Origin of the sequence: Rothia sp. 27098_8_161, from assembly GCF_041432905.1 — a bacterium.
Classification (GTDB): domain Bacteria; phylum Actinomycetota; class Actinomycetes; order Actinomycetales; family Micrococcaceae; genus Rothia.
On sequence record NZ_JAPWAL010000006.1, the window covers coordinates 52,316 to 69,797 of the forward strand.

11 protein-coding genes and 1 riboswitch are annotated in these 17,482 nt (G+C 61.0%); of the genes, 8 read left to right on the plus strand and 3 right to left on the minus strand.

The window, feature by feature from the left end; translation table 11 throughout:
• Positions 1–303: 303 nt before the first annotated feature.
• Positions 304–2,829 carry a helix-hairpin-helix domain-containing protein gene (locus O3648_RS03850; protein ID WP_371568556.1) on the plus strand — a complete coding sequence of 842 codons (2,526 nt, stop codon included), beginning with the start codon at positions 304–306 and terminating at the stop codon, positions 2,827–2,829.
• Positions 2,830–3,021: 192 nt separating this feature from the next.
• Here the strand turns inward: O3648_RS03850 and O3648_RS03855 are convergent, their stop codons facing one another.
• Both O3648_RS03855 and O3648_RS03860 read right to left on the minus strand, forming a co-directional pair.
• On the minus strand, positions 3,022–3,858 hold the full coding sequence (locus tag O3648_RS03855) for an aldo/keto reductase (protein ID WP_279741709.1): 837 nt from the start codon (positions 3,856–3,858) through the stop codon (positions 3,022–3,024).
• 196 nt (positions 3,859–4,054) lie between these two features.
• A complete protein-coding gene (locus O3648_RS03860) occupies positions 4,055–8,137 on the minus strand; it encodes an SNF2-related protein (RefSeq protein WP_371568559.1) in 4,083 nt (1,360 codons plus the stop codon).
• A 240-nt stretch (positions 8,138–8,377) separates the two neighbouring features.
• A riboswitch (SAM riboswitch) is annotated at positions 8,378–8,512 on the plus strand.
• 35 nt (positions 8,513–8,547) lie between these two features.
• On the opposite strand from O3648_RS03860, the gene O3648_RS03865 reads away from it, so the two are divergent.
• From O3648_RS03865 to O3648_RS03875, 3 genes are all read left to right on the plus strand, one after another.
• On the plus strand, positions 8,548–8,775 hold the full coding sequence (locus O3648_RS03865) for a hypothetical protein (protein ID WP_005506796.1): 228 nt from the start codon (positions 8,548–8,550) through the stop codon (positions 8,773–8,775).
• Between the two features lie 10 nt (positions 8,776–8,785).
• Positions 8,786–9,220 (plus strand): plasmid stabilization protein, encoded by a 435-nt coding sequence (locus O3648_RS03870; RefSeq protein ID WP_371568561.1) that lies wholly within the window; start codon positions 8,786–8,788, stop codon positions 9,218–9,220.
• 118 nt (positions 9,221–9,338) lie between these two features.
• A complete protein-coding gene (locus tag O3648_RS03875) occupies positions 9,339–11,759 on the plus strand; it encodes a DUF6350 family protein (protein ID WP_371568563.1) in 2,421 nt (806 codons plus the stop codon).
• Between the two features lie 12 nt (positions 11,760–11,771).
• Here O3648_RS03875 and O3648_RS03880 read toward each other — a convergent pair whose 3' ends face one another.
• On the minus strand, positions 11,772–12,344 hold the full coding sequence (locus tag O3648_RS03880; RefSeq protein ID WP_279754272.1) for a 4-hydroxyphenylpyruvate dioxygenase: 573 nt from the start codon (positions 12,342–12,344) through the stop codon (positions 11,772–11,774).
• 202 nt (positions 12,345–12,546) lie between these two features.
• On the opposite strand from O3648_RS03880, the gene purN reads away from it, so the two are divergent.
• From purN to glyA, 4 genes are all read left to right on the plus strand, one after another.
• Positions 12,547–13,113 (plus strand): phosphoribosylglycinamide formyltransferase, encoded by a 567-nt coding sequence (gene purN / locus O3648_RS03885; RefSeq protein WP_279741718.1) that lies wholly within the window; start codon positions 12,547–12,549, stop codon positions 13,111–13,113.
• 212 nt (positions 13,114–13,325) lie between these two features.
• The gene (purH, locus tag O3648_RS03890; RefSeq protein ID WP_371568566.1) at positions 13,326–14,936 is read left to right on the plus strand and encodes a bifunctional phosphoribosylaminoimidazolecarboxamide formyltransferase/IMP cyclohydrolase; all 1,611 of its coding nucleotides are present in this window, start codon (positions 13,326–13,328) and stop codon (positions 14,934–14,936) included.
• Between the two features lie 267 nt (positions 14,937–15,203).
• Positions 15,204–15,785: a helix-turn-helix domain containing protein gene (locus tag O3648_RS03895; protein WP_279741722.1), complete on the plus strand. Its 582-nt coding sequence runs from the start codon at positions 15,204–15,206 to the stop codon at positions 15,783–15,785.
• 277 nt (positions 15,786–16,062) lie between these two features.
• The gene (glyA, locus tag O3648_RS03900; protein ID WP_279741724.1) at positions 16,063–17,337 is read left to right on the plus strand and encodes a serine hydroxymethyltransferase; all 1,275 of its coding nucleotides are present in this window, start codon (positions 16,063–16,065) and stop codon (positions 17,335–17,337) included.
• Positions 17,338–17,482: the final 145 nt, after the last annotated feature.

Genomic DNA, 17,482 nt, shown 5'->3' on the forward strand with positions numbered 1-17,482 from the left:
CTTATCTGCACGAATGCGAGATATTTTTTTAAAAAATATGCTCTTTTATCTAAATTTATCGCTGAAACTTAGCACTATTCAAATATATGCACCCTTAAAACGGTTTCTTGCGGAAAGATGACAAAGTTGAGCGCACCCACAGGGCAAAATGTGGTAAAGACTCGTAATCTGCACTAGAAGATGCGGTGGAAAAATACGTTTACCCGCACCCGCAAAGACATGCAAAATACGCCCCGCGCTGACTCTACCCTCAGCATCACCGGTCAACCCATGACCCGCGGCGAAATATGCGAAACTGGAGGGATGAGCGAACACCCCCTCCCGAGTAGCATCCGCCCACGCGCTGGCCAAGATACCGACCACGCCGTAGGCCGAACCGCGCACCGCAAAAAACACGAAACCGGCGGCACAGCTGAGCAGCCTGCCGAGCACCTTATGAACGTGCTCGCCGTAGAAACCGGTATTGCGCCGCACCGCATCCGCGCAGCCGTGGCGCTACTCGACGCCGACAACTCCGTACCTTTTATCGCCCGCTACCGCAAAGAAGCAACGGGCGCACTCACCGACACCCAGCTGCGCACCATCCAGTCGCGCCTGGGTCAGCTCCGCGCCCTCGAAGAGCGCCGTAACCGCGTGCTCGAAGCGCTCACCGAACGGGCCGACGAAGGCCTCATCGACCCGCTCACCCTGCTACAGCTGCGTTCCTCGCTCATGAACGCCGCCACCATCGCAGACGTAAACGCCATCTACGCCCCCTACCGTAGCGAGCGCGTGACCCGCGCCCAGATGGCGCGTGCCGCCGGGCTTGATTCCCTCGTCGAAGACCTGCTGGAGGTGCCCCTCGCCGAGGCGCATGCCATTGCCGCCGCCTACATTACCGACGGCACCGAGTCTGAGGACGAGGACGAGGGTATTGAGGCTGCAGAGGCAGACGAAGCCCTGCAGATTCACAGCGCCGAAGAGGCCCTCGACGGTGCCCGCGCGATCCTGATTGACCGCGCCCTCACCGACCCGGTGCTGAGCGAAAAGCTCCTCAAGCGTTTGCGTGAAGGCGGTGTGATCGAGTCCCGCGTAATTGCCAGTCAGGAAAACATTGGTGCGAAGTTCTCCGACTATTTCGCCTTCTCGGACCGTATTCGTTCCATTCCGCCCCACCGCGTGCTGGCGCTGCACCGCGCCAAAGACGCCGGCGTGGTACGTCTCAAGGTGGATGTGGCACCAGCCCCCGTGGCGCTCAGCCGCCTGCGTGGTGCCGCCCGCGCCGAAGCTGAGGCCGCCGCCGAAAATTACGAGAACGTCCGTTCTGCATACGAGCGTGAAGTTGCCGCCGCGCTACGCATCCCCGTGCAGGTGCTCAACACCGTCGATGACGAAGACCGCGTACTCGGCTGGCTCGCCGCCACCGTCCGCACCGCATGGCGCAACCACCTGCGCCCGCGCCTTGCCGAACGCATCCGCCACCAGTTACTCGATACCGCCGCGCAGAACGCCACCGAGGTGTTCGCCTCCAACCTGCGCGATATCCTGCTCGCCGCACCCGCCGGCCACAAAACCACCCTTGGCCTGGACCCGGGCCTGCGCCACGGCGTGAAATACGCTGTTGTCGACGGCACCGGTGAGCCGCTGTGCGTGGGCACTGTCTACCCGCACGCCCCGCGCAACCAGTGGGCAGAAGCCCTGCGCGAGCTTGCCGCCGCCTGCCGCGAGCACGGCGTGGAACTCATCGCCATCGGCAACGGCACCGCAAGCCGCGAAACCGACAAGCTCGCCAGTAAACTAATCCGCACCCTGCGTGAGGAAGGCGCAGAAGCACCCCAGAAGGTGACCGTCTCTGAGGCGGGCGCTTCCGTCTACTCCGCCTCCGCCCTCGCAGCCGCCGAGCTGCCCGATTACGACGTGACCGTACGCGGTGCCGTCTCCATTGCTCGCCGCCTGCAGGACCCGCTCGCCGAGCTCGTCAAAATCGACCCGCAGTCCATCGGCGTGGGCCAGTACCAGCACGACGTGCCGCCCGCCGCCCTGCGCCGCGCCCTCAACGACACCGTCGAAGACTGCGTGAACGCCGTGGGTGTGAACCTCAACAGTGCCTCCGTGCAGCTGCTTGCGCACGTGGCGGGCGTGGGTACCGCAACCGCCGAACGCATTGTCGCCTACCGCACCGAACACGGTCCCTTCGCGAACCGTCAGCAGCTGCTGAATGTGCCGCGACTGGGCGCGAAAACCTTCCGTCAGGCGGCAGGATTCATCCGCATTCGCGGTGGTGAGGAGCCGCTGGACGCCTCCGCGGTGCACCCGGAAGCTTACCCGCTCGCTCGCCGCATTATTGCCGATGCGCAGGCATGCAATGGCGCCCACTGGGTTGCTGACGCCCTGGGTACTTCGGATGGTAGCGGCCCGCTTGCCGGGCTGAATCCCGCCGACTACGTGCAGGACAGTCGCGAACAGGACAGCCACGTGCCGGAGAGCACGGAAGCCACCGCCGGCGTGTACACGGTCGAGGACATCTTCACCGAGCTACGCCGCCCCGGCCTGGACCCGCGCGGTAGCTTCCGCACCGCTCGATTCTCCGAGTCTGTCTCGCGTTTCGAGGACGTGCGCCCCGGCATGGTGCTCGAAGGTACCGTCTCGAATGTGGCGGCATTCGGCGCGTTCGTGGATATTGGTGTGCACCAGGATGGCCTCGTGCATATCTCGCAGATGAGCCGCGGTTACGTGGCGAACCCGCACGATATTGTCCGTAGCGGCGACATCGTGCAGGTGCGCGTGGTGGAGGTTGACCCGGCGCGCCGCCGTATCTCCCTCTCCCTGCTGGTGGAGGACGAGGACTAGCGGCGAAAGATAAGCTGCCGGGCGCTCGCTAAGGATAGCTGTAGAAAAGCTATCCAAGCCGAGAACTCCAATCCGAGAACGAGCGTTCGCTAAAACTTAATCCTGAGAACGCATTAAAGCCCCGACAAGCACTATCTGTGCCTGTCGGGGCTTTAATGACGTGAATTTTAAACTCTAGGCCGGGGCTATATCTTAGAAATCAATGTTCGCCGGGTCAGCGCCAATACGACCCTCGGGGCTGGAAAGCGCATCCACAGCCGCGATGTCCTCGGCAGTCAGCTTCACGTTCACCGACGCCAGGTTCTCCTCAATACGGGAGGGGGTCACGGACTTCGGGATAGCCACGGTGCCCTTAGCCAGGTGCCACGCCAGCACGACCTGCGCGGGGGTTGCGCCGTGACGCTCCGCAATCTCAGCCAGCACGGGGTTCTGCAGCAGGTCGCTACCATTGCCCAGCGGGCTCCACGCCTGAGTTGCGATGCCGTATTCAGCGTGAACGGCGCGCAGCGCCTCCTGCGAGAAGTAGGGGTGCAGCTCAACCTGGTGGATGACCGGAACCACGCCGGTCTCCTCGATAATCTCGCGCAGCTGCTCCTCGGGGAAGTTCGAAACACCAATGGAACGGACCTTACCCTGCTTCTGTAGCTCAATCAGCGCACGCCAGGAATCCAGGTACAGGCCCTGCTGCGGCTTAGCCCAGTGAATCAGGTATAGGTCAACGTAGTCGGTGCCCAGCTTCTCCAAGGAAGCCTCGAACGCCTCGAAAGCGCTCTCGTAACCCTGGTCAGAGTTCCACAGCTTGGTGGTGAGGAAGATATCTTCGCGAGCCACGTCGGAGTTAGCGATAGCGCGGCCCACCCCCGCCTCGTTGCCGTAGATAGCGGCGGTGTCGATATGGCGGTAGCCGGTTTCCAGGGCGGTGCCTACAACCTTCTCGGCGACCTCGTCCTCAACCTGCCACACGCCGTAGCCCAGCTGCGGAATGGTTCGGCCGTCGTTGAACTTTACGTTGGGTACGTTGTAGCTCATGGTGCTCCTTTGGAATCTATGGGGGAGGCGGTGCCTCCGTAAGTAGTCCTACAAGGCTACGCTTCAGAGCCTCCGGTTGAGAAGGGCCGCAGCAGAATCGGGTGTGAATCTAGCCCGAGGCGTAACCAAGTGACGAAAAATGACGGGTGCCAGAGATATCAGCAGGATCGAGGGCTACCGCTCAGGCTGGGGGCGGCTACCGTTCGACACCCGGCGCAAAGAGCTCACGCACATCCTCAGCCGTCACCGCCGCGGAGGCGAACTCGCCCTCACCGACCACCGCATCGAAGAGCGCAGCCTTCGAGTCCTTGAGCTGCATGACCTTCTCCTCAATCGTGCCCTCGGCGACCAGACGGTAGACATGCACCTCCTTGTCCTGGCCGATGCGGTGAATACGGTCCACCGCCTGCTGCTCGGCGGCGGGGTTCCACCACGGATCCATGATGAACACGTGGTCCGCCTCGGTCAGGTTCAGGCCGAAACCGCCAGCCTTAAGCGAAATGAGGAACACTGGCTCCTGACCGCTCGTGAACGCCTCGATGACCTCGGCGCGGTTGCGGGTCGAACCGTCCAGGTACAGGTGACCGATGCCCTCCTCCGCCAGGCGTGCCGAAATGCTCTTCAGATAGCCGGTGAACTGGCTGAACACCAGCACGCGGTGGCCCTTCTCGAGCAGGTTGGGTAGCTGCTGCACCAGGTAGTCGCGCTTGACCGACGACACCCCGGCGTAGGCTTCTGGGTCAATCAGCGCGGCATCAAGCGCCAGACGGCGAAGCAGGGTCAGCGACTGGAAGATCGTGAACCGGTTCTTGTCCATATCCTCCAGCAGACCCAGCACCTTCTGACGTTCACGCTGCAGATGCGTGTCATAGATGCGGCGGTGACCGGGAGCCAGCGGCAGGTTCACGCGCGTATCGTTCTTCGCCGGCAGCTCTGCTGCCACCAGCTCCTTGGTGCGGCGTAGCATGAGCGGGCGGATGCGCCGGCGCAGACGAGCAGCCGTCGCCGCGGCGTGCGCCGGGTCCTCACCGGACTCCGCCGGGCGAGCGTACAGGTCACGGAACGCACGGGCGGAGGGGAACAGGCCGTCCGCCACAATTGCCAGCAGCGCCCACAGCTCCATGAGGTTGTTCTCAATGGGTGTGCCGGTCATCGCAATCTTGGTGCGGGCGGGCATTGCGCGGGCGATGGACCAGGCGCGGGTGCCGGTGTTTTTGACGAATTGCGCCTCGTCCAGCAGGAGCGCACCCCAGCCTTCGGGGGCGGACTGCTCGCCCGTGAATTCATCAACGGTGCGGCCCAGCGTGCGGGCGTAACCGGTGTATGAGTCCTCGTCCATGCGTAGCAGCGTGTAACTGGTCAGTACCAGGTGTGCCCCAGCGATGCGCTCAGCCAGCGGGGTTTTACCGGCGGTGGTTTCGGTAATAGTCACGACCTTTGCCTCGGGCAGGAAGCGTGTCGTCTCCGCCGCCCAATTGGTGATGACGGAGGTCGGCGCAACCACGAGGAAAGGCATAAACGGCTCGATGCTCTCGCCGCGCTTTGCGGCACGTTCGGAGACTGCACGATGCTCCTCAATTGCGTGGGCGAGCAGGGCGAGAGCCTGCACGGTCTTACCCAGACCCATATCGTCGGCGAGAATACCGCCCAGACGCTGCTTGTACAGGAACGACAGCCACTGGAAACCCTCCACCTGGTAGGGGCGTAGGGTCGCCTGTAGACCGGTGGGTACCGGGCGGTGAGCAATAACCCAGCCGGAAGCCTTCTGGGATGCGGGGGAATCCTGAGTTCCCTTGTCAGAGGGTTTTTCAGTGCTCTCTTTGGCATCCTCCAGGCCCTCAACCAGCTCCAGTAGCGAACGTACCTGGGCATCCCACCGCGCGGTCGTATGTACGCTCGCGGTCAGTGACTCCAGTTCAGAGAACAACCCCGCCTGGTGGCGGTTAATGCGTAGCTCACCGCCCGCGTCGTCGAGTTCGCGAGCCTCCGCAATGAGGGTGCGCAGGGTCTTAAACTCGGGTCGACGCAGCGAGAAGTATGTGCCGTTACCGAGCAGGATACGGTCCGCCCCGCGATCTAGCGCCTCAAAAATCTGTGCGAATGGCACGGTCCAATGATTGACCTTTACCGCAATGCCCAGGCCGAACCAGTCGCGAGAATTGCCCTCGCTCACGATGATTTCAATGAGCGCGTCAGTTGCCTCCACGAACTGTGGCGGGGTGCCGTTAAAACGTACCTGAACAGCGGAAACACGGCGAAGCTTCGGCAGAATTGCGCTGAGTAACTCGCGGGTTTCCCACCCTTCGATGCGGCGCTCCTCCAGCCCGGAAAGTGCTGGGTGGGCGGCAAGAATGGCGCGCACCGAACGCAGTACGCGCGCCTCAAAACGCTCATCGCGAACCTCGCCACCCTCTTCACCGGGGTAACCGAAAACGGGCAGGGACTGCACATCGGAACCGGCCGCAGGATTCTGCGCGCTTGCCTCCTCGGTGCTGTCCTCAACGAAGGGGTTCAACGGGTATTCCCAATGCCAGCTCAGCTGTGCGTCGTGGCGTACCTGCTTGTCAAAGCTGATGTCAAGCACCAGATGCGGCGGCTTCACGCGCGGCAGCCCCAGCGCTGGATCGGGGGTTAGCGAGGGAATAGAACGGCTGAGCGCGGGCAGGTATTCCTTCTGGAACGTGGCGCGTTCCGCGGCGGGAATATGCACGGTTCCGGCGCTAATGAGCGATTCGGAGGCGGCATCGAGTGGCTCGACCAAGGGGATAAGCGCCAGCTCCATACCCTCGGGCAGTTCCGGTACGGCGGGGGAGGAACGCACCCGTTCACCCTGTGCCGGGTTAATCTGTGCGTGGTGATTCTGCGCCGGGTTGATGGTCGGGGCAGAGAGCTCAGCAGATACCTCCCGCGCGTCCTTTTGCACGAAAGATTCGCGGCCCACTTCATCCAGCGCGCCGGGGCGGGTGGTTTTCCAGTGCACCGCCTTTGCCGCCTGCTCGTACTCCTGCTGAGCGAGCCCGCCCAGGGCAAAGAAACCGGTACGTGGGGTGCCGATGGGGTGGCAGTGTGCGGCGGGTAGCCAGAGCTGGCGCAGCAATTCGCCTTCGCGTCCTTCCCAGCTGAGCGCCGCTTGAAGTTGCAGGCCGGCGCCTTCTGCGTGCTTCTCAGCGCTGGCGTGCAGGCGCACCTGTGCCGGGCTCAGTACGGCGTAGTTCACTTCGCGACCTTTGATCAGCAGGGGTAGACCAATATCCTCCGCGCGGGCGAGTACGTCCCAGAGCAGAGTGGATGCAGATGCGCTCATCGAGATCCAGTCGCGGTGTGAGGAATACATGTTCTGCCAGGGGCGGGCAATCGAGTAGAGCTCAGCGAAGAATCGTTCGTGTTCGGGGTAGATTTCGTGCCGTCCGACGGGTCCGCCCACGCTGGAGGCGAAGGTTTCCCAGCTGAGTCCGCCCTTGATCCAGCGCCCGGTCTTGGACGCCATGAGCGGGCGGGCGAGCAGGTTAATGCTGGGGGTTGCGCCGGGCATATTGCGGCCGCGCGCGTAGGATCCGGAGACGCTCAGCGAGAAATCCAGGGCGCCGCTCACGCGCATGGAGTCAATGCCCGCAAGGTCCTGACGTGCGGAAAGAACGGAGGAAAGGTCACGGCGCCAGGCAGAAATCTTGGAGATGGAACTATTGAGCACGGTAGGGGAAGATCCCAGTTCGTTGAGCGCAAAGCTTCCCTGAGGGTTTTCGGGCTCGGTAGTTTCCACCTCAGGTGCGGGTAGCTTCGCCGCGGTGGTGAGTGCACCGGAGGCGCGCAGTGCCGCGAGCGGATCGGCGGACTTCTTTGCCTCTACCACGTCCTTAGCGTTGGTCGCGGGCACGCCGACTGGTCCGGGGTGTTCGCTGAGTGCCTTTTTCGCTACGGAGGCGCGGTCGAGCGCGGTGAGCATGAGTGCTACGGCGTGCTTGCAATCGGTGAGCACGGGGCAGGTGCAACGGGCGGTGAAGGTTGCGGACCCGCTGACGGCGGGGAAGAAGTGAACGGTCACTTCGTAGGGGATGATGGTACTTCCGTTGACGAGCCCGGTGAGGGTGTGCTCATCTTCGTCGTAGCTGTAGCGGATGACTTCTCGGTTGCGCTGGTAGGTGACACCGCGCTGGTAGGTGCGGTGCCCAGCCTGGCGAATGATTTGCGGTACGGTGACGGGAATTTCGGGGAAGGGGTTGTTGGCGCTCACCAGCTCATTATCGCGTATCGTGTGGGTTTGTGCCTTGTCGCCCGTCATTTGATAGCGGCTGCTGGGCTGGTGGCTGGGGCGACTATTGAGCGGTGGTATGGGGCGTATTTCGTATTTTTGGTGGGGAGTTTTTAATGCATAAAAACACCGGTATTCGCATAAGACATTCCGCGTAGTATCAAAATTTTCTCCATTTAAAACGTTCTCACAAGCCAAAATGCTAATACTCTAAATCTCTTTCAAAAAACGCTTTACTTAACTTGAGAAGATGCTGTAAGCTAAACCCAGCTTCAAGAGTTTCGACTGATAAGCTCCGACTATGGTCGAACGCCAACCCCATGTTCACGGGTGGCTCGGATGACGAAGCGGTTTGTATTCACCACCGGAATAACCGGAGGTAATTGGTACAGACAAGAGCAACGCGAAAGGATCGCGCCACTCACGGCGCAGGTTGTCATATGTACAACGGCTCTGCAACCGAAGCAGCAATCTCTCTGAACCCCTCCCGCTCCTACCAGGAAAGCCTGCGTGCCGCAGCTGTCCCCGCGCGAGGCGGATACACCGCAGTCAGCATTGACGATTACTCCCGCATTTCTTCTAAGCGCGACGAGTTCCTGAACTTCCTTCTTCTGCCGAACCCCGAGGGTATCCCCGCTATTGAGTACGCCGGTCTGCGTGTAGCGTAGCATTAGGAGTATGAATTTCTCCGGTATGCTCCTGGACTCCGACGTTTTGGCAGAGATCCGTAAGGCGGATCCTGACCCCGCCGTGGTCGCTTTTCTACGCCGCCGCTCGTTCCGACATATGTACATTTCTGTGCTGAGTATTGGCGAGCTGAAAGGTCTGTACCCCTACCCGGAAACTGATCGTTGGATTACCGAACTTCTTGAGCGATTTGGCGACCACGTTATTAATGTGGATGCGCGTGTGAGCCTCGAGTGGGCTGGTCGTCAGGCGTCGCTCGGCGTGCATGCCGTGGGTCGTGATGATGCCGGTCCGTTGCCTACCGCCGCCCTGGAGGGTCTGATGGCGGCGAGCGCGAGTGCTTATGATTTGGAGCTGATTTCTTCTAAAGCTCAGGTGTACCGCGCCTGGGGTGTTCAGGCTTCCAACCCGTGGACTGAGGAGTAAAACTTTGCCGGATACGCGTCCTTGCGTGCATCCCTGTGCGAATAGTTGTGAGAACCCGCTTTTGAGTGTTATTTCGAAGGCGGGTTTCGTTGTTAATTCGTGGCATGATTGAAGGACGATGAAAAGCACCTCACCTATCTCGCGTTATTCCATGCCCATGCCTCTGTGGCTTCAGGGTGTTGTTGAGCTAATTGTTACTGCCCTGTGCTCTGCTGTTGCAGTGTTTGCGGCGATGTCTGCCGTGTGGGCGACCAAGGGTTTTGGCGACATGGAGTTCTCCTCCGTGGCCGCCATGTCGGCGCACCTGTGGCTTCTGATTCACGGTGTTCCTTTAGACCTTACGGCAGCTTTTGGTGCTTCTACCGGCACGATGACGCTGGTGCCTCTGGGTTTGAGTATTCTGCCTCTGATGCTCTGTTATCGTTCGGGTCGTCGCCTGGCGCGCGCCTCGTATGAGGGCGAGTTTTTGATTCCGGTGCTGTCTGGTTCGGTCACCTATGCGCTGATTAGTTCGGTGATGTACGGTTGGGCGAGCCCGCATCCGCAGCCTCTTCATGCGTTGAATGCTGCCCTGGTGCCTTTGGGTATTGTGGTGGCTGGTCTGATGTGGGGCGGCTACCGTGAGGCGCGTTCGCTCTCGCGCATGGTGGGGGTTGATACCGCGGAGCAGATTTCGCAGATGAGTCAGTATTCGCGTTGGGCGGGTTCGTACGCCTGGGCTGTGGTGCGTGCTGCGGTGGTTGCTTTTGTTGCGCTGATTGGTCTGGGTGCGGTGCTTTTGGGCATCGGTATTTTGGCGGGCTGGTCGCAGATTATTGCCACCTACCAGGAGCTGCACGCGGGTGCTGTGGGTGATACTGCGGTGACTCTGCTGCAGCTGGGTTTCTTGCCAAACCTGGTGATTTATGCGATGGCATGGTCGACCGGTGCCGGTTTCTCTTTTGGTGCGGGCACCTCGGTTGGTTTGACCAGTAGTGATGCTGGTACTTTGCCGATCCTTCCGATTTTGGGTGCTGTGCCCGAGTCGATGGGTGCGTTCGGTCTGGTGGGTCTGCTGGTGCCGCTGGGTGCCGGTACGATTGCTGGCTGGTGGTTCTTGCGTGAGGGTGAGGATCACCTGGATGAGTGGGTTGCTCTGAAGGTTCCGTTCCGCCCGCTGTCTGCGCTGATTTCTGCCGTGGTGCTGGGCGTGATGACCGGTATTCTGACCTCGTTTGGTGCCCTATGGTTGGGCTGGATTTCGTACGGTTCTCTGGGTATTGGCCGTTTTACGGAGGTTGGTGCTGAGCCGCTGACCTTTGCGGTGCATACCGCGTTGACTGTGGGTGCAGGCGTGACTTTCGGTATGTTGCTGAGCCGCGCCCTGGTGCCGGATAGCAGTCGTGAGCTGCCTCGTTTTGCGGATGAGAGCCCGAACCTGGGTGAGCGTCTGATGAGTTTTACTGCCTCGACCCGTGAGCATTTTGCACGGGGTCGTGAGCGTTTTGCGCAGCGTCGTGAGCAGCGTGCCCAGGAGCGCGCGGAGCGTGCGCAGCGTGAGGCTGAGGAAGCCGCCGAACGTGAAGCTGCAGAGCGTGAAGCTGAGGAGGTGGCACGCGTGCAGACTTCTGAGAACGTTGTTGAGGCCGAGCTGTCTATGGTATCTGAGCAGTCTGTTGTATCTGAGGTGGCGACCGGTCATGTTCCGGTGCATCCGCAGGAGCCTGTGGTTGCCGTCCCGGTGGAGGCAACTGAGCAGCTAGCGCAGCGTGCGGCGGCGGACGCTTTCGCTGAGATTATTGCAGAGCGCGAAGAGGCGGCTGAAGAGCCTGTAGAAGCAGAATCCACTGCGAACGCTGCACAGGATTCTGTCTCCGAAGAAGCTACTACTGAAGAGAGCTCCGCTGAGGAGTACGAGCCTATTGAGGCCGTTCAGCAGGTCGGTGACCTGGACTCTGCGCATGCTGAGGATTACGAGAGTATCGAAGCATCTGTTGAGCCTGCCTCTAGCGAGCACGCTACTTATGAACACACTGCCTATGATTCCGCTCTGTACGCTCATGACCCCTCCGATGAGGAGACCCGCGAGCTGATTCAGGAGCCCGTCTACGAGGCTACTGAACCTGTAGTAGTTGAGCGTGAGGGCGCTGTCGAAGAGCCCGCAGAGCAGGCGCCGCGTTCGAAGGGCCGCGCGAGCCGCATCATGGCGTACTTCGGCTTTGGTCTTGAGCAGCCCGCCGCAGCGCAGGATTCTGCTCGGGATCGTGCCAGCGACCACCGTGCGTATGAGCGTGAGCAGAAGCGCGAGGCGAAGAAGGCAGCTAAGGCGGCACGCAAGAAGCAGAAGAATGATTCAGAGCGCGACTTTGTGGATCGCGAGCTGGATGTTCTCTCTGCTGATCAGGCGATGAAGCGCATCTTTGGGGTCCGTAGCCAGACCGGCGTGCTTCCGCTGGTGACCGATGAGGCGTCTACCGTGGAGCTGTCCCCGCTGGATGTCAGCTCCTCGAAGTCCCAGGGCTCTAGCGGCCATGGTTCTAACGCGCGCGAGAAGAACTAGCGCACTGCATTCTTAGCGCGCGGAATAAGGACTGGACGCGCCGGTGAGCTTGTCCATCGTGCCCTGGAACTTCTCATCGCAGGTGTACCTGTCGGTTTGGGTTAGTGCGGAGGCTCGGCACTCACGGTATTCCTGCGCGCCGGGTATGAAGGTGAGGCCCATGCCGCCGAGCAGAGTCATGGCGCCGTAGATGATACTGACGCCCGCGGCAATGTAGAAGAACCAGGGGCCGCGGTAGACTGCGGTGCGCACGATCGCAATAATGCTCAAGGTGATGCCGGCGAGCGCGAAGAGGAAGAGCGCCAAGAAAAGCGGCATCGTGGAGAGCACGAAGGAAGACGCCGCAAAAATCACCAGCGCGGCAACAATGAGCATGAACGCGGTGCGAATATTTGCTCTCTGCTGTTCACCCGGGTCGATGGGCTTGCGCGGCTTCTTGCCCTGAGGTCCCCGAGGCTGCGGCATCATGTTCTGCGGTGCCTGCTGAGGCGCTCGCGGCGGAACATGTTGGTTCTGGGGTGCACCGTTGTTCGGGGTGGGCTGCTGCGGGGTGTCGTTCGGAGTGTTCTGCGGGGGAGTAGACATACCTATAAGGGTACCGCCCTGTCTGCCCGTGACCTATTGAGTTAGCGACCTGTTGAGTTTGCGCCCGGTGAACCCCTGTGAGGATTTGTCCCGCCGGGGTTTCTTTATGCTCGCCTTTGGGCTTTGGGGGTGTTGTGAACCTCTTACTCCCTTTGGATAAGAGTGTGAGACGGGTTATACTAGTGGGGTGCGAATTGTGGTTATGGTATCCGGATCCGGAACGAATCTTCAGTCCATCCTCGACGCTGTAGCAGCGGGCGAGCTTCCCCTCGACATTGCGGCAGTGGGTGCCGACAAGCCCTGTCTGGGCATTGAACGTGCCCAGGCGGCGGGTGTACCCACCTTCCTGGTGCAACCCGGCAACTACGCCGACCGCCCCTCCTGGAACCGCGCGCTGGAAGAAAAGATCGCTTCCTACACCCCCGATTACATTGTGTTCGCTGGCTTCATGCGCATTGTTGACGCGCAGCTGGTCGAGCGTTTTAGCAACCGCATTATTAACACCCACCCCGCTCTGCTACCCTCCTTCCCGGGTGCGCACGGCGTGCGTGATGCCTTGGCGCACGGTGTGAAGATTACCGGCCTGACCGTCCACTTTGTGGATGCGGGCGTTGACACCGGCCCCATCCTCGCCCAGGCGGCAGTGCCCGTTCTGGATGACGACACCGAAGAGACCCTGCACGAACGCATTAAGGTGCAGGAGCGCCGCCTGCTTGTGCAGACCATCGCATCCCTGGCTGAATCCCATAGCGCTGCATCCGACAGCTAAATCCGCCTACTCAATAATCCGCGGCGGAATGAGCCGAGCTCAAACCCCGCTGCCCACATACGTTCCGTTGTGGCACCCGAGTACCCATGAGGGGAAGGTACACAACGGCGGGGAATACCCCCACACATATCCTGTCTATCCTGGCAGGCTACGTCCATCCACCAGCTGTGCCGCCGAGATTCGGCGTGCACGTCTAAAGCATCGGAGTATTTGTGTCTCTCATTGAGCTCAATCGCGTGCCCCTGCGCCGCGCCCTCATTTCCGTCTACGACAAGACCGGTCTGGAGGAGTTCGCCCGCGGCCTGCACGAGGCTGGCGTCGCGCTGGTCTCCACCGGCTCCACGGCATCCACTATCGCGGCAGCAGGCGTACCCGTCACCGAGGTCACCGAAGTCACCGGTTTCCCCGAGTGCCTCGAAGGCCGCGTGAAGACCCTGCACCCGCGCATCCACGCCGGTATTCTGGCTGACCGCCGCAAGCAGGAGCACATTGACACCCTCGACGAGCTGGATGTTGAGGCATTCGACCTGGTGGTCGTGAACCTGTACCCCTTCGTTGAGACAGTTGCTTCAGGTGCCGGTCAGGACGCCATCATTGAGAAGATCGATATTGGTGGCCCTTCGATGGTTCGCGCTGCGGCGAAGAACCACGACGCTGTGGCCATTGTGGTGGACCCCGCCGACTACGCGCGCACCGTTGAGGCTGCTAAGAACGGTGGCTTCTGCCTGGATGAGCGCCGCCGCCTTGCTGCTGGCGCATTCGCCCACACCGCCGCATACGATACCGCTGTGGCTACCTGGACTGCATCCCAGTTCCTGCAGGATGAGGACGCTAACTTCTGGCCCCCGTACGCCGGCCTGGGCTTCGAGCGCAGCGAGACCCTGCGTTACGGCGAGAACCCGCACCAGCGTGCTGCCCTGTACTCTGACCCCGCTGCTGCCCCCGGCATTGCTCAGGCAGAGCAGCTGCACGGTAAGGCGATGAGCTACAACAACTACGTTGATGCTGACGCTGCTCTGCGTGCCGCTTACGACTTCGACGAGCCCGCTGTTGCCGTTATCAAACACAACAACCCCTGCGGTATTGCCGTGGCAACCCCCGGTGCGGCTGACCTGATTGCGGACGCTCACGCGAAGGCGCATGCTTGCGACCCGCTGTCCGCATACGGCGGCGTGATTGCTGCTAACCGCCCGGTGACTGCCGCTATGGCTCAGACCGTCAAGGGCATCTTCACCGAGGTGATTGTGGCTCCCGGTTTTGAGCCCGAGGCGCTGGAGATTCTGCGCGAGAAGAAGAACCTGCGCCTGCTGGTTCTGCCCGAGGACTTTGCCCGCGAGACCATCGAGTACCGCCCCATTTCCGGTGGCGCACTCTTCCAGGAAGCTGACCGCCTGCAGGCTGAGGGCGACGACCCGAAGAACTGGACCCTGGTTGCCGGTGAGGCAGCTGATGAGGCAACCCTGCGCGACCTCGAGTTCGCGTGGCGTGCACTGCGTTCGCCCAAGTCCAACGCTATTCTGCTTGCCGATAACGGTGCCGCTGTGGGCATCGGCATGGGCCAGGTGAACCGCGTGGATTCCTGCAAGCTCTCGGTGGAGCGTGCGAACACTCTCGGCGGCGAAGGTAACGAGCGTGCCCGCGGTGCGGTTGCCGCATCCGATGCGTTCTTCCCCTTCGCTGACGGCCTGCAGGTGCTGCTGGACGCTGGCGTGCGTGCCGTTGTGCACCCGGGCGGTTCGATCCGCGACGAGGAAGTTATCGAAGCGGCTAAGGATGCTGGCGTGACCATGTACCTGACCGGTACCCGCCACTTCTTCCACTAAAAATGTGTAGCGGGCTCAGCCTTCGCTGAGCTACCCGCTGTGAGCGGGGTATTCTGGGGTGAACCTTCGGGGAGCCTGGGATGCCCCGCTTTTTCATGCTCTCCACCTGGGATATTCGTGTTGGGGCATCCGCGATGGTGCATCCGTATTGTGTGCAACCGTATTTATAGAATTTTTGCTCTATTTTGCGTGGGATTTGCGCATAAGAGTGCGTCAATGGTGACCATGATGCGTACGGATTGGCCAAAAGTTCGCTAGGATTAGGGTGTGCCTAAAGTCAGCGAAGAATACAAAAAGAACAGGCGTTCTCAGATTGTAGAGACCGCCCGCGAATGCTTCATCAAGCACGGTTATCAGAAGGCTTCGATGAGCGACATTATTGCGGCCACCGGCCTGTCTGCTGGAGCGATTTATAACCACTTCTCCTCCAAGGATGAGATTATCCTGGCGGCAGCCCGCATGGACATGGCGCCTTTCGACCGCATCCGCGCCGAACAGCCCTGGGACTACGTGTTCGGGTGCCTGAAGGTGCTGGACACCCCCAAGATTCGCCGTCACCTGCTCGTCACCTGGGGCGAGGCTGTGGCAATGCCGCAGCTGGCGACCGTGGTGTCTGAACAGCTGAGCTATCTGCGCGATCAGTCCCTCGAACGCTACCGCGCCTGGGGTGCCGCTGAGCTGGACTTCGCCGAAGAGGAACTTGAAGAGTGGCTGACCGTTATCGGTGCCGCGGTGCTGTCCGTGCTGACCGGTTACGTGGTGCAGACCCAGCTGGTGGCTGGCGGTAAGAAGGAGAGCGCTCGTGAGGCGTACCTGGAGTATGCTTCTGCTATCCTGCGTCAGGCGTAGGGTGTGTAGGCCCTCTTAGCTGTCGCCGATAAGCCTAAAGGGCGGTTTATATGCCCTGCTGTGGCGGCGTAAAAACTTCATCGTGATGCTTTGTAAAGCCCGTTTTCCTTCTCGAAGGAAAGCGGGCTTTACGGTATTATGAGGTGTAGCTCATATTTTTTCATTCAGGGTTTTCAACTGGAGGCGCCCGACGCCTCCTGAAGACCGCCCGGCGTACGCCGCGGCAGCCTCAATGATGAGCGACCAAAGATAACGCAAAAACACTCCCAGGAGCGTAATGTCCGAGCAGAAGATCCTCGAGATGCCCCTCGCCGACCTCGACCACGAGGTTGCAGAAGCCATTGAGCTGGAGCGCAAGCGCCAGCAGAACACCCTCGAGATGATTGCATCCGAGAACTTCGTCCCCCGTGCCGTCCTCGAAAGCCAGGGCTCGGTACTGACCAACAAGTACGCTGAGGGTTACCCAGGCCGCCGCTACTACGGTGGTTGTGAATACGTCGATATTGTTGAGTCTCTCGCTATTTCCCGCGTGAAGGAACTCTTCGGCGCCGAGCACGCCAACGTTCAGCCCCATTCCGGTGCGCAGGCGAACAACGCCGTCATGCACGCACTGCTGACTCCCGGCGACACCATCATGGGTCTGTCCCTGGCACACGGTGGCCACCTGACCCACGGAATGAAGCTGAACGTCTCCGGCAAGCTGTACAACGTTGTGGCGTACGGTGTGGATGAGTCCGGCCGCGTTGACATGGAGCAGGTGCGTGAACTGGCTCTGGCTGAGCGCCCCAAGGTCATTATTGCCGGCTGGTCCGCATACCCCCGTCAGCTGGACTTCGCTGCGTTCCGCGCGATTGCTGACGAAATCGGCGCGTACCTGTGGGTGGACATGGCTCACTTTGCCGGCCTGGTGGCTGCGGGGCTGCACCCGAACCCCGTCCCGCACGCACACGTGGTCTCCTCCACCGTGCACAAGACCCTGGGCGGTCCCCGCTCCGGCTTCATCCTCTGCACCGAGGAGCTGAAGAAGAAGATTGACTCCGCAGTGTTCCCCGGTCAGCAGGGCGGCCCGCTCATGCACGTGATCGCTGCGAAGGCTACCGCGTTCAAGGTTGCCGCATCTGACGCGTTCAAGGACCGTCAGAAGCGTACCGTTGAGGGCGCACAGATCCTGGCGAACCGCCTGCTACAGCAGGACATGAAGGACGCAGGCGTTGCGATCGCCTCCGGCGGTACCGACGTTCACCTGGTGCTCGTTGACCTGCGCGACCATGCCCTCAATGGCAAGGAAGCAGAAGATCTGCTGCATGATGCCGGTATTACCGTTAACCGTAACGCTGTGCCGAACGACCCGCGCCCGCCGATGGTGACCTCCGGTCTGCGTATCGGTACCCCCGCGCTGGCAACCCGCGGCTTTGATGCTGAGGGCTTCACCGAGGTAGCTGACATTATCGCTTCGGTGCTGTTGCCGAACCCGGATATTGCCGCTCTGCGTGCCCGTGTTGATGCACTCTGCGCTAAGTACCCCCTCTACCAGGGCAGCGAGAACTGGTAGACCCATGAATGACCCCGTTCGCTTAATATTCCCAATGGATGCTGAGCGGACGGGGTTATTTCGCCCTCTTACTTTTGCCGCTCTACCTGCTACATCCATTGAAGGATGTAGCAGGGGAGCGGTACCTGCTAGGTACACACCCTAG

Coding starts and splice junctions, on each gene's coding strand:
- O3648_RS03850 (WP_371568556.1), top strand. CDS start 304: ATGAGCGAACACCCCCTCCCGAGTAGCATCCGCCCACGCGCTGGCCAA.
- purN (WP_279741718.1), top strand. CDS start 12,547: ATGGTATCCGGATCCGGAACGAATCTTCAGTCCATCCTCGACGCTGTA.
- O3648_RS03870 (WP_371568561.1), top strand. CDS start 8,786: ATGAATTTCTCCGGTATGCTCCTGGACTCCGACGTTTTGGCAGAGATC.
- O3648_RS03880 (WP_279754272.1), bottom strand. CDS start 12,344: ATGTCTACTCCCCCGCAGAACACTCCGAACGACACCCCGCAGCAGCCC.
- O3648_RS03875 (WP_371568563.1), top strand. CDS start 9,339: ATGAAAAGCACCTCACCTATCTCGCGTTATTCCATGCCCATGCCTCTG.
- O3648_RS03860 (WP_371568559.1), bottom strand. CDS start 8,137: ATGACGGGCGACAAGGCACAAACCCACACGATACGCGATAATGAGCTG.
- O3648_RS03865 (WP_005506796.1), top strand. CDS start 8,548: ATGTACAACGGCTCTGCAACCGAAGCAGCAATCTCTCTGAACCCCTCC.
- O3648_RS03855 (WP_279741709.1), bottom strand. CDS start 3,858: ATGAGCTACAACGTACCCAACGTAAAGTTCAACGACGGCCGAACCATT.
- glyA (WP_279741724.1), top strand. CDS start 16,063: ATGTCCGAGCAGAAGATCCTCGAGATGCCCCTCGCCGACCTCGACCAC.